Raw genomic sequence first — 12,812 nt, forward strand, 5'->3', positions numbered from 1 at the left:
ATTTTACCCGTCCACGTACTTATTAGTAGGAATTATATTAACAAAGATTAATTCTTCTAATTTTTTTTAACAACAAGCGTGTTCATCATTCACACGTCATCAAAAACAATCTATTTTATGAAAAAATTATTACTTGTATTAATGATTATTGTTTTAGCAATAATCAAGAATTTTGCTGCACATTTGACCAGTTCCATTCAGGTGACTGCCAGATGTAATGGCATGAACGAAGTTCCGGCTGTGACCACAGATGGTCAGGGACTTGCCGTTCTAACAGTTTCAAGAGATATGTTAACGGCCAAGATGATCTTTCAAGCCACGAACTTAACAGGGCCTATTACAGGTATCCATATTCATGATGGATCTAGTGATGAAAACGGACCTGTTTTAGTAAATTTAACGCCTTTTCTTGATGGGCTTTCACTTGAGACAACTTTAAGTAATTCTTCATCCTTTAGCATTAAAAAACTAATAGCAGGAGAATACTATTTGAATGTACATACAGAAGCTAATCCTGGCGGTGAAATAAGAGGTCAACTCAATACAGAAACTGACTTGCTTTTTTCAGGTATTCTTTCGGGTTTAAACGAAGTTCCATCAGTAAGTACAGATGCCACAGGTTATGCCGCCCTGGCTCTTTCTTCTAGCGGAAATACTTACCAGCTAAACGCTGTATTTGAAGGCTTGTCAAGTCCTATTGTTGGAGCCCACTTACACATAGGTGAAGCTGGGACCAATGGAGGCGTTGCAGTCGATCTTTCAGCGAATATTCTGGATTCTACGATAGTGGTCGATTTTACGTCAGACGCTGAATTTGCTGCAGCACTTAAGGCAGGTCAAGTTTATTTAAATATCCATACGGTTCTTAATCCGGGAGGGGAGATCAGAGCTCAACTTGTGCAAAGATCAGTATTGTCTTTTGACGTTGCATTGAGTGGAGACAACGAAGTCCCTTCAGTAAGTTCTGCTTCCACTGGAATCATGACCTTTTCTCTGGATCTGGAAGCAAATATCTTGAGTTACACTGGATTTTTTAAATCAACTTCTTCAGCTGTAACGGGTGCACACATTCATTTAGGAGGAGCTAATGAAAATGGTCCGGTAGTGATCAACCTTTCCAATGATATCGATGGACAGTTCATAACTGGTAGTACTAATAAATTGACTTCAGCACTCTTAGATGCCATGCTGACTGGAGGCAGTTATGTAAATATTCATACGGAAGATTACCCATCCGGCGAGTTACGCGGTCAGATCACCAGATTACTTAGAGAAGGTTACGTTACGCATATTGATTCCACTCAATCGATATCTGGTACCAGCTCAACAGCTACAGGGGTTTCTATGATTTCCATAGATCGAAATCAAACCAATGGCCACTTTATGGCAGTAGTGAACGGAATTGCCGATGATTTTCAGGCCGCACATTTTCATGATGGAGGTCCCGGCGAAACAGGTGATGTCATTTTTGATATTGGACCCTTTGTCATCGATGCTTCAGGAGCCTATGGTTATTGGGAAAATATGGGAGATGCCGCGGTTAAGTTTAGAACCAGTGGAGTATATATTAATTTTCACACGACAGAATTCCCGGGTGGAGCTGTGAGAGGAGATTATAGTAGAGGTAGTTCTTTAAATGTAGGAACACCGGATTTTAATAGAGCGCAACTTTTTGTCAGTTCTAATACACAATGTCTGGTAGGCGCACTTGTCGCCGGATACAATGGTGAAAGTACACTGTATACTGCGCAAGTAGAAGCTATGGATGCAGACGGAATTTATTTTGCCAATAAGTCCGACGCTTTATATCAGGTCAATAGATCTTCTAATCGAATCGATAAGTACGATAATGTTTTGGAAGCCATTTTCCATGGTGAGACCGTCAGTAAGTCCCTTCATTCTAGTAGTGACTTTGTAAATGGTCGGGAATTAGCTGTAGGGTTTAATCAATTTATAGTAGCTCAAGATGCCAATGATTCAAATGACCAGACCAATGCTTTGTTCGTCTACGAAGAAGGAGAAGATACCATCAGTCTTGTCAAGCAAAATACTACAGATATTAACCTATGGGGTATCCAAATGGTCGATAGTACCTTATGGGCAATAGAAGACAATTCTTCTAATGTTGCCTACTATGAAAATTTCCTGGATCAACCTGAGGGAGAAATCAGTGCGACTGGAAAAGTAAGTGTTGAGAATTTAGTGAGAACACATGGCTTATTTTACGATGTACGAACAGACGTGATGTATTTAACAGATGTTGGAGAGGCATCTTCTGCAGAAGATGGTGCCATCGTGATTGTTAATGAGTGGAGTGTTGCGATTGCGGATGATGTGATATCTGCAGATGAGCAAGTTAGAATTGAAGGTGCCAATACGGAACTTGGAAATCCCGTTGACATTGCATATGATATGGCTACGAATTTGATTTGGGTAGCAGAAAGAGCGAATGCAGGTGGTAAAATCTTAGCATTCTCAGCCCCTTCAGAGGGAGGTGACATCACTCCAGATGAATCCATACCTTTTGCAGGAGCGTCAGCTGTCTATTTTAATTCGACAAGAAATGCAGGAGAATTTACACCTGTAGATCCAGGGTTCGATGGTCAACTGTTGTTTGCAGGTAGATTGTCCGGTAGCAATGAAGTACCAGAAGTGGAAAGTGATGCTGTAGGAGTCATTGGAATCAGAATGAATGAGGAGATGGATATGGCAAGTGTCAACCTGTCGATCAACGGTTTGGGAAGTACTTTTAGCGGAGTTCATCTTCACAAGGCTCCGGCGGGTGAGAACGGAGATGTCATCTTAAATCTTACGGACGCATTCGAAAACAATATTATAAGGACCGAGGCAACAATTGGCGATGACCTCCTAACAGATATGTTGTCTGGTGATATTTATGTCAATGTGCATTCAGAATCTCAAGCTTCAGGAGAAATTAGAGCACAGGTGTTACTGGAAAAAGACAGAACTTTTGTCAACTGGATCAATGGCGATCAGGAAGTACCTGCTATCGACGGTGAAGCTAAAGGATTAGTCAGTGCTAATCTAACAGGAGTTTTGAATATGATGGAGATTAGAGCATTCTTTACCGATTTGACCGGTGATGTTACAGGAGCACATCTACATAATGCAGCTGCTGGAGAAAATGGTGGTGTCGTTTTAAATCTCACTGATTTTGTTTGTGAAAACAATAGAATCGAAGCAAACGTAGACGTCTCTCCGTTTATTGACGAATTGCTTGCCGGTAATATTTATCTGAATGTTCATACTGCTGAAAACCCCGGAGGTGAAATTAGAGCACAATTAACTGAGTGGACTGGAATTTCAGCCGATGGCTGGATAGCAGGAGAACAGAGTGTACCAATGGTTTTGTCTGCCGGTTTAGGGCTGGCAGCTGTAAATCTTAGTCCGGATAGGTCCACAATGACTGTTTGGGCAGTTAGTGATTACCTCAGCTCAGAGGTGCAGGCAGCTCATTTGCACATCGCTGACCAGGGAGAGAATGGAGGAGTTTGGATCAATTTAGCAGAAGGACTGAATGGAAGCGACATTGAATTGACAGTAACTGAATTTGATGCCACTATGTTGAACGCCTTCTTAAAAGGTGATGTCTATCTAAACATCCACACACCTAACAATCCAGCAGGTGAGATCAGAGGACAATTATATCCTAATATCAGACAAGGTTATAACTTTGGGATTTGTCAGGAGCAGGAAGTTCATGATGTATTGGGAGCAGAAGAAGCAAATGGTGGCGGTATAGTGAGCATCGACCGAAACAACAGCAATCTCCACCTAATGACCGTAGTTTCAAATACTTCTGGTCCTGTTACGGGTGCCCATTTACACCAGGCACCAGAAGGTATGGACGGTGGTGTCATCCTGAACCTAACCAATTTGTATGAAAATGGAGGTATTTTTACTTACCAGGCAACTGAAAATTTTGCAAGTGAGATCGGAACGCCGATCCTGGACGGCAATGTTTATATTAATTATCACACAGAAGCTAATCCTAGTGGTGAGTTAAGAGGTCAAGTTGTAAATGACATCTCTTGTCCGATATCTACTTTTGTCTTCAATGAACAAAATATTAGTTTTAATGTTAATATATTCCCTAATCCGGCACAAGACTTTCTAAATGTAGAATGGGATGAAAAGGAAGGAGAAAATTTGAACTTAATCATTAGAAGTATAAATGGCCAGACACTGGTTCAGCAGAATCTTACTGGTAACAGAAGAGTCAACCTTGGCAGCTTAAATCCCGGAATGTATATTCTGGAATTGAGAACTAAGGATGAAAGAGCTATTGCGAAATTCAGTAAGATGTAGTTTTAAAATAGTTTAATTGATAGTGGACCCATCGGATGAATTCCGGTGGGTCTTTTTTATGTTTACTAGTAGTACATGCCGAACAGAATCATCATCTCATCTTCGCTGAGCAGTCCAAACTGGATATCCGAATTGGATTCATTGAAATAGGTAGCTTCACACTGTAAACCTTGGCCTTGATTGAGGACTAACGGGGGATCAAACTCTATTAAAGGAGGATGTTCCCAATCATTGGTGTAATAAACCAATTCTCCTTCTCTGGAACCGCCTTTAATATAAACACGGAACTCCTCCATTCTTTTATGGGCATGTGACCAAAGGTTCAACACATTGATTCTTTTGTTAAAATCATAAGTTTTGGTGATGGTGGTTTTTTTGTTTGCCGGCAAATTAAAATCAGTGTTGTTGAGAAATAAATTATCAGCGATATGCGTCACCTTATCCTTAGAAACCGTATGAATATTGGCATATATTTCTCCTTCATATGGTTCATTTGAGTAATTGACATAATGTGCATTCAGATCTAAGCCCTGATTTGCTTCAATTCTCAATGCAACTCCTTCCGGCAAACTGTAGTCTGTTCGTGGCCATTGGGTTCCCCAGACAAAGATTTGATCTTCAACGGAGCGATAGGTCTCGAATATCGGTGCTCCCTGTGGAGTCCTAAAATCTCTATATTCAAAAGGTGCGGGTCGCTCAGCATCCTCTGCAAACTTGTAAAATATGAAATGGTGACTTCCACTTCTCATACTGGATTCAAAACGTGTAGCATAGATTTCCTCACTATTTTGCAGGGGCCAATAATAAAAGAATTCACGCTCATTGTTGGGATGAACCGTAAAAGGTCCAAGGTGAAATGAGAGTCCGCTTTGAGGTTCGGAAAGTTCCACAAATTCATTGTCTATGGGATCAAATCTGGTACTATCATTCAGCAGTTCTACATCGGCAACAAAGCCATCTTCAGGAGCGCCTTCCACAATCCATTTTCTAATGTACTCCAACTCGCCATTGGTTAAAGGCTTACTGCCTAGCGGCATTAAACTACCATACCCTGGATGATCGTTATATAAATGTTCATAGTCCAACACATTAATCTTTTCCCAAAGAAAACTTTTGGCTAATGAAGGCAAACCTTCTGTACCCAATAGCTCCAATCCATCATTCAGGGCCGCTCGATTTTTCGGATCGCGGCCTACCAATTGATCGTATGCAACGTCGGCGGTGAGGACCAGACCAGATTCTTTGGCAAAACTGGTTCCTGCGGAATGGCAATCCACACAATTAGGCTCCAGAATTTGTTGTTGGATGACTTGCCAGGAAGATTGTGGTTCTAATGGCTCTTCATTAATAGGTCCTATATCTGATTGACAGGCACTAACCAATGCCATCATCGCCACTAAAAATAGATTTCTGTATCCTGTCATGTCCTGCTAACTTGTTTGAAATTGTGCCATTACAATAACGCACTAATATAAATATTTGTACTTTGGTTCTATCAAAATCAGAACAAAATGGAAATTGCAATGGTGCTGGGAGGCATTCTTGTACTTGTTTTATTAATCAGTGTTCTCAAACTCAATGCTTTTCTCTCATTCATTATTGTTTCACTTGGCTTAGGGCTGGCATTTGGTATTCCTGCCGACGAGGTGAGTAAAGCTGTCCAAAGGGGGATTGGAAATACCCTCGGTTTTTTAGCCATTATTCTTGGGTGTGGAGCAATGCTGGGAAAATTGGTTGCTGATTCTGGTGCAGCGCAACGTATTGCTGATTCCATGATCAAAGTTTTTCCGAGCCGCTATGTACAATGGGCAGTGGTCATCACAGGCTTTATTGTGGGTATTCCCATGTTTTATTCTGTAGGTTTTGTCATTCTATTGCCATTGGTATTTACGGTCGCTGCCAGAACCGAATTGCCACTCTTATACATAGGTCTGCCCATGTTATCGGCACTTTCTGTGACACACGGTTATCTGCCGCCCCACCCTGCACCTTCAGCATTGGTGGAAGCATTTGGAGCAGATATGGGAAAGACTTTAATTTATGGATTAATCGTCGCGGTTCCAGCAATCATTCTAGGTGGTCCGGTGTTTGGAAGTACTTTGAAAAAATACAGACCAAAACCTTTGAAATCATTGTTCAGCGGAAAACGATTTGAAGATGATGAGATGCCTTCGCTGTTCGTTAGTATTTTCACTGCATTGTTACCCGTTTTATTAATTGCAGGAGCAGCATTGCTAGAAATTATCTTTGGAGAACATCCCGTTTTAACTTTTGTAGGTGATCCTGTGATTGCAATGGTATTGACCATTCTATTTGCCATCTTTAGTTTGGGAGTGGGTAGAGGTAAGTCAATGTTTGAAGTGGGTGAATCCCTTCTCAAGGCGGTCAAAGACATTGCCATGATTCTTTTCATCATAGCTGGAGCTGGAGCACTTAAAGAAATTTTGGTTGTGAGTGAGGTCAGTTTATTGATCGGTCAATTGCTGGAGGGTGTTCAAGTCTCTCCATTGATACTTGCATGGGGAATAGCTTCAGTCATTCGGTTTTGCGTTGGATCAGCAACAGTTGCAGGCCTGACAGCTGCTGGCATAGTCGCTCCTTTGATTTCTTTGACGGGGGCGAATCCAGCCTTGATGGTTTTGGCCACAGGTGCAGGAAGCCTCATGTTTTCACATGTCAATGATACTGGTTTCTGGTTGTTTAAAGAATATTTCAACATGTCGGTCAAGGATACCTTGAAAACGTGGAGTGTGATGGAAATCATCGTGTCTGTAACAGGCTTACTAGGTGTCCTTTTCTTGGAATTATTGCTTTAGTGTGGTGGGTAGGTTACTTGCAGATGAATCGTGGCAGACACAAAGCAGTTTGTAGATAAATCAAACATGCCCGATAAATACAATGAAAATTCAATAACTTACAACAACAAATAAAATCATGAACCCACAACAAAATTTCGAGAATCTCAATCTGGAACTTCCTCCACCACCTCAACCTATGGGGGTATACAAACCTTTTTTGATTGTTGGTAATATGGCGTATGTTTCAGGACATGGGACATTCAGAACGGACGGAACCCTAATCAAAGGACGTATCGGACAGGATTTGAATATTGAACAAGGTAAGCTAGCTGCTAAACAGGTAGGCCTCTCCATTATTTCAACGTTGCTTGATAACCTGGAAAGCTTAGATAGGATCGAAAGAGTCGTTAAGGTTCTTGGAATGGTCAATTGTACGCCAGAATTTGGCAAGCACCCTTACATCATCAATGGCTGTAGTGAGCTGTTTCGAAATATTTGGGGTCAAGAGCATGGCGTAGGAGTAAGATCAGCAGTAGGAATGGGTTCTCTTCCTGATAATATCCCAGTTGAAATCGAAGCCCAATTTTTACTGAAGTAATTCTCAATGAAAGCATTTGATCCCAAGCTACAGTTCCGGAAACATCGCCATAAGGCTGTTTCCAAATAAAAATGATTAATTTACTGACAAAATAAGCGATATCCATTGAGCAACTATTGGAACAAAATTGATTACTCGGAAATTGACACCCCTGCTTTAATCGCAGATCGAGACATGGTCGAATACAATATTCAACAAGCCATCGTATACGCACAAGGAGTAGAACACTTTCGCCCTCACATTAAAACACACAAAAGCCTGCAAGTAGCAAAGATGCAAATGGAAGCAGGCATTAACAAATTCAAATGCGCCACCATTGCCGAGGCTGAGATGCTAGGAATAGCCGGTGCTCCCGATGTACTCATCGCTTATGCTCTTCAAGGACCAAAAATTGGCCGATATCTCAATTTAATTGAGAAGTATCTCAATACTAATTTTTCTAGTGTGGTAGATGATTTCGAAAATGTACAAATTCTCAACGACACTTTTGCTTTGGCAGATGAAACTGCACAAGTCTATATCGACATCAATAATGGTCAAAATCGAACAGGAATTAAGGTAAAGAGTGCATTTGAATTGGCAGAAACGGTCGAGGCCCTAGAAAACGTTGAACTGATGGGCATTCATTGCTACGATGGACATCTTCGAATGTCCAGCTTCGAAGAACGGATCAAAAAGGTTATGAAGTCTTTTGGACCAGTCGAGAAATTATTTGATCAGATTACAGAGTTGACAGGTCGCAAATTAAATATTATAGCTGGGGGAAGTCCCTCATTTACAGTCCATTCTAGGTTTCATGATGTGGAATGCAGCCCTGGTACCTGGATCTTTTGGGATCAACGATATGCAGAGCACTATAAAGAGCAGGCATTTAATAAGGCAGCAATTTTAGCTACGAGAGTCATATCACAAATTGACAAATATCATTATTGCCTGGATCTTGGTCATAAAAGTGTAGCCAGTGAAAATCCTTTTCCCCGGATCAAATTTACGGATAACCTGAAAGCAAAACAAGTCAGCCAATCTGAAGAACACCTGGTCATCAAATGCAAAAAGAAGAACCAGTTACAAGTGGGTCAGGTTTTGACTGCATATCCTTATCACATTTGCCCTACCGTTGCCCTTTATGAACAGATCCACGTTGTTTCCGAAGGTAACTTTACAGATACCTGGGATGTTACTGCGCGAAAAAGAAAAATTACGGTGTAAATGGCGAGTCAGCTGATCATCGATGGGCATCTCGACCTCAGCATGAACGCTATGCAGTGGAATCGTGATTTGAGAATGCCCATTGACAGGATCAGACTGCTTGAAGAAGATCAAAGTGATAAGCCCGATCGAGGAAATGGTGTTGTTTCATTTTCTGAAATGCGAAGAGGTAACATTTTCTTCTGTATAGCGACTTTAATTGCCCGGTATGCGAAGCCTTCACACCCTCTGGGTGGTTGGAATTCTCCAGAGCAGGCCTGGGCGACTGTTCAAGGCCAGATAGCCTGGTATCTTGAAATGGAACGACAAGGAGAGCTGAAGCAAATTAAATCCTATGAAGATTTTCAGACCTTTATGAGTCATCGGGATCAGGGAAGCATCGGATATCTTATGTCCCTTGAAGGAGCAGATTCCATAGTAGACTTCGATCACTTATACCAACTTCATGACCAGGGGCTCAGAGCTATAGGACCCGCTCACTATGGTCCTGGTACTTATGCATACGGAACTAACAGTGAGGGAAGTATCGGTCACAAGGGTCGGGAACTACTGAAAAAAATGGACGAGCTAAAGATCGTGTTGGATGTTACCCATCTTTGTGATACCAGTTTTTGGGAATCCTTGGATCATTATAACGGGGTGGTTTGGGCATCACATAGCAACACTAGATCTCTGGTTCCGCACAACCGCCAATTCTCTGATGAGCAGATTCGAGCCTTGATTGATCGTAATGCGGTCATCGGCCAGGTACTGGACGCTTGGATGATGGTACCAGATTGGACCCGTGGAGTTTCCACTCCTAAAAATACAAGCGTGACCTTAAGTGATATGATTGACCACATGGACCATATTTGCCAAATAGCCGGTAATACAGATCATATTGCCATTGGCAGTGATCTGGATGGAGGGTTTGGGACAGAACAATGCCCTTCAGATATCAACACTATTGCTGATCTCTCTAAAATTCCCACCTTGTTGGAAAACCGTGGGTATTCCCAGGACGACATTCAGAAAATAATGCATGGTAACTGGCAAAAAATTATAGGGAAAGCTTTAAAAGAGAGCTTTGATTCCATCACCTAAATTACGCTTTCACAACTGATTTTCTTAGTATGCTTCGAGCCATCCAGATCAACTAAAACTCAACAAAATCCTTTGCCCAGAGGACAAATATCTACTCCACATTATTTTTCAAGGGCACATTTAAACAGTTCACTCTATCATTACTTGAGGTTGATTGGTAAGATAGCCATTGACCTGCAAAAAATGATCAGTTTCTTCAACCGTCAGTTTGTAATAATCAAAATTGCGGTAGTTGAAAAAGCCATGACCCTGTCCTTCATATAAATGCAAAGTACATGGACTACTGATCGCTTTCATAACCATACAATAATACTCTGCCGTTTCAACCGGCACCAGTGAGTCCCTAGTACCCAGGAAAAAAATCGTCGGAGGAGCACCAGGTCTGATATTGTGCAAAGGAGAAAAATCTTTGTATTGATCACCAATCCGTTCATAACCATATCCACCTGGACCGTTATCAATGACAGGGTTGTACAGAACCAGGGCGTTTGGCTTGCAAGAGACTGACAAATCATCTGAAGCATCGTTAAATTCTTCAATCATGGCTGCAGCTGCTGCCAGATGTCCACCTGCAGAACCACCAGAACCAATGATTTTATTAGGATCAATGTGCAAAGCACGGGTATTCTTCCTCAAATATCTGATCGCCGACTTGGCATCTTTCAGAGATTCAAATGGTGTCGTACCACTATTTTGCTTCGTTCTGTAGTCAGCTAAAAAGCAAACCAGTCCCCTTTTAGAAAAGTAGTTGGCATGATGTTTAAAATGTGAACGATCCCCACCATTCCAACCGCCTCCAAAAAAGAAAATTATGGCCGGGTATGTCCTGGTACTATCCCAGGAAGGCGGGTAGTGGGCTTCCAGATAAAGCTTAGTTGTATCCACTTCCTTGTATAAAATCTCATTCTGTGCCACGACATCATTTGATAAAATCATAAAGAGAAGAAACAACCAACAAGCGATCTTTCCATTATAAAACCGTAACCCATTAAACCTGTGTTCATTAATCATTTTTAATGTTGATGCTTATTTTAATTTAAACCTTGAATCATTTAGAGAATAATGTGATATGCTCTCTGATTTTGAGGCATCATCTTACCCTCACTTTAAGGTAGCATTAAATGATGCTCTTTCATTAATTTGATTAAATTTATTGTCATGACGTGGCTAACTTTCTTACTTTTTACAGGATTTGTAGCAGCATTTGCCAGCTATAAATTAAGAAGGGACAACATCAATACCCAAGATGGATATTTTTTAGGAGGCAGATCGCTTACTGGAATTGTAATCGCTGGCTCCCTACTCCTAACAAATATATCAACGGAACATCTGGTGGGAATGAACGGTTCTTCCTATAGAAATGGAGCGATCATCGTAGCATGGGAAGTCACCTCTGCATTGGCCCTGGTGATCGCAGCTATGTACTTTGCACCACGGTATTTAAAAATGGGCTTAACCACGATTCCCGAATTTTTAGAAAGAAGATTCGATGGATTGACAAGGACCATCGTGGCATTACTACTGATCATATCTTTCGTCGCTACCCTTCTCCCTATTGTACTGTATACCGGCGCCTTAAATATTGAGGCGATTTTTGAAATCTCAGATATGCTGGGTGTTTCGCAGCGCAGAGGCATCTGGATTACCATACTTTTTGTGGGAAGTCTAGGAGCCATTTATGCCATTTTTGGAGGTTTGAAAATGGTCGCCTACACGGATACGATTAACGGTTTTGGTTTATTGGTAGCTGGATTATTAGTACCCATTATGGCGCTCATGGCCATCGGAGGTGGAAATCCTTTCACAGGACTTTCAGAAGTATTTGCCAATGCTCCCGAAAAATTCAATGTGGTCAGTCGGGAGTCAGGTATCGGTCAAGGTGCCAGGGAAGCCATACTACCCTTCGAGGTTTTGTTTACCGGGCTCATGATCAATCAGATTTATTTCTGGACCATGCATCAATCGATCATTCAACGGGTTTTAGGTGCAGTTAATTTAAAAGAAGCGCAAAAAGGCTTGCTGCTCACAGGTCTGCTGAAGATTCTGGTTCCAATCGTTATCGTCTTACCCGGAATAATAGCCTTCTATCATTTTGGTGACATGTATTATGATGATCAGGACAGTATCTATCCAAGGTTGGTCAAAATGGTACTACCCGCATGGTTAACTGGTTTTTTCGTTGCTGTAATGATGGGGGCCATACTGACTACTTTCAATTCTGCTCTAAATAGCGCGGCTACTGTTTTTAGCCTGGGAATCTATAAGAGGTACATTAAGAAGACCGCAGAAGAATCTACATTGGTCTCAATTGGTAAGTGGACGTCGTTTATTTTAGCTGCATTTGCAATCCTTATTGCCCCATATGTCGCGAATGCTCCCGCGGGTTTGTACCAATTACTTCAGCAACTTAATGGAATATTCTTTATTCCCATCGCCAGTGTTATCATCGCAGGCTTTCTTTTTCCCAGGGTCTCCTCGACAGGTGCCAAGGCAGGTCTAATTTTCGGCTTGGCATTCTATGTCATCACCTATTATGTCCTTGAGGTGGACCTCCACTTTGTACATATATGGGGCATTGAGTTTGTATGCAACATCATTGTGATGCATCTGGTTTCTATGCTAAGGCCACCTAAAGAGCGGTTCACCATTCACGATGCCGGAGTGCTTGATTTGAAGCCTTGGAAATATGCCAGATCATTCAGCATTTTCCTTGTCGTTGTGACGATTTTGATTTACATCTTATTGGGCAATGTATAAAAAAAGGTTTCCAGCAAAACGCCAGAAACCTTTTATAA

Annotated in this window: 8 protein-coding genes; 6 read left to right on the forward strand and 2 right to left on the reverse strand. The window is 41.5% G+C overall.

Translation table 11 applies throughout. The features are described 5' to 3' along the window. Positions 1–117: 117 nt before the first annotated feature. Entirely contained in the window at positions 118–4,329 is a 4,212-nt protein-coding gene (locus L2567_RS03255) for a CHRD domain-containing protein (protein ID WP_235296260.1), read from the forward strand. A gap of 65 nt (positions 4,330–4,394) precedes the next feature. On the opposite strand, the gene L2567_RS03260 is transcribed toward L2567_RS03255, so the two are convergent. Beyond that, positions 4,395–5,753 carry a hypothetical protein gene (locus tag L2567_RS03260; RefSeq protein WP_235296261.1) on the reverse strand — a complete coding sequence of 453 codons (1,359 nt, stop codon included), beginning with the start codon at positions 5,751–5,753 and terminating at the stop codon, positions 4,395–4,397. An 87-nt stretch (positions 5,754–5,840) separates the two neighbouring features. Between L2567_RS03260 and L2567_RS03265 the strand changes: the two genes are divergently transcribed. From L2567_RS03265 to L2567_RS03280, 4 genes are all read left to right on the forward strand, one after another. Next, positions 5,841–7,145, forward strand: coding sequence for a gluconate:H+ symporter (locus L2567_RS03265; protein ID WP_235296262.1), 1,305 nt, complete (start codon positions 5,841–5,843; stop codon positions 7,143–7,145). Positions 7,146–7,263: 118 nt separating this feature from the next. Then, positions 7,264–7,725, forward strand: coding sequence for a RidA family protein (locus L2567_RS03270; protein WP_235296263.1), 462 nt, complete (start codon positions 7,264–7,266; stop codon positions 7,723–7,725). Between the two features lie 105 nt (positions 7,726–7,830). Next, the gene (locus tag L2567_RS03275) at positions 7,831–8,934 is read left to right on the forward strand and encodes a D-TA family PLP-dependent enzyme (RefSeq protein WP_235296264.1); all 1,104 of its coding nucleotides are present in this window, start codon (positions 7,831–7,833) and stop codon (positions 8,932–8,934) included. Next, positions 8,935–10,017, forward strand: a complete 1,083-nt coding sequence (locus L2567_RS03280) for a dipeptidase (protein ID WP_235296265.1) — start codon at positions 8,935–8,937, stop codon at positions 10,015–10,017. A 129-nt stretch (positions 10,018–10,146) separates the two neighbouring features. Here L2567_RS03280 and L2567_RS03285 read toward each other — a convergent pair whose 3' ends face one another. Continuing rightward, positions 10,147–10,953: an alpha/beta hydrolase gene (locus tag L2567_RS03285; RefSeq protein ID WP_235296266.1), complete on the reverse strand. Its 807-nt coding sequence runs from the start codon at positions 10,951–10,953 to the stop codon at positions 10,147–10,149. Between the two features lie 222 nt (positions 10,954–11,175). Here L2567_RS03285 and L2567_RS03290 point away from each other — a divergent pair, with 222 nt between their 5' ends. Then, on the forward strand, positions 11,176–12,774 hold the full coding sequence (locus L2567_RS03290) for a solute:sodium symporter family transporter (protein WP_235296267.1): 1,599 nt from the start codon (positions 11,176–11,178) through the stop codon (positions 12,772–12,774). The last annotated feature ends 38 nt before the right edge of the window (positions 12,775–12,812 follow it).

Origin of the sequence: Portibacter marinus, from assembly GCF_021533195.1 — a bacterium.
Taxonomy (GTDB): domain Bacteria; phylum Bacteroidota; class Bacteroidia; order Chitinophagales; family Saprospiraceae; genus Portibacter; species Portibacter marinus.

What these genes read in the sequence shown, in the direction of transcription:
- L2567_RS03280 (WP_235296265.1), top strand. Translation starts at nt 8,935, where the DNA reads ATGGCGAGTCAGCTGATCATCGATGGGCATCTCGACCTCAGCATGAAC.
- L2567_RS03270 (WP_235296263.1), top strand. Translation starts at nt 7,264, where the DNA reads ATGAACCCACAACAAAATTTCGAGAATCTCAATCTGGAACTTCCTCCA.
- L2567_RS03290 (WP_235296267.1), top strand. Translation starts at nt 11,176, where the DNA reads ATGACGTGGCTAACTTTCTTACTTTTTACAGGATTTGTAGCAGCATTT.
- L2567_RS03285 (WP_235296266.1), bottom strand. Translation starts at nt 10,953, where the DNA reads ATGATTTTATCAAATGATGTCGTGGCACAGAATGAGATTTTATACAAG.
- L2567_RS03255 (WP_235296260.1), top strand. Translation starts at nt 118, where the DNA reads ATGAAAAAATTATTACTTGTATTAATGATTATTGTTTTAGCAATAATC.
- L2567_RS03265 (WP_235296262.1), top strand. Translation starts at nt 5,841, where the DNA reads ATGGAAATTGCAATGGTGCTGGGAGGCATTCTTGTACTTGTTTTATTA.
- L2567_RS03260 (WP_235296261.1), bottom strand. Translation starts at nt 5,753, where the DNA reads ATGACAGGATACAGAAATCTATTTTTAGTGGCGATGATGGCATTGGTT.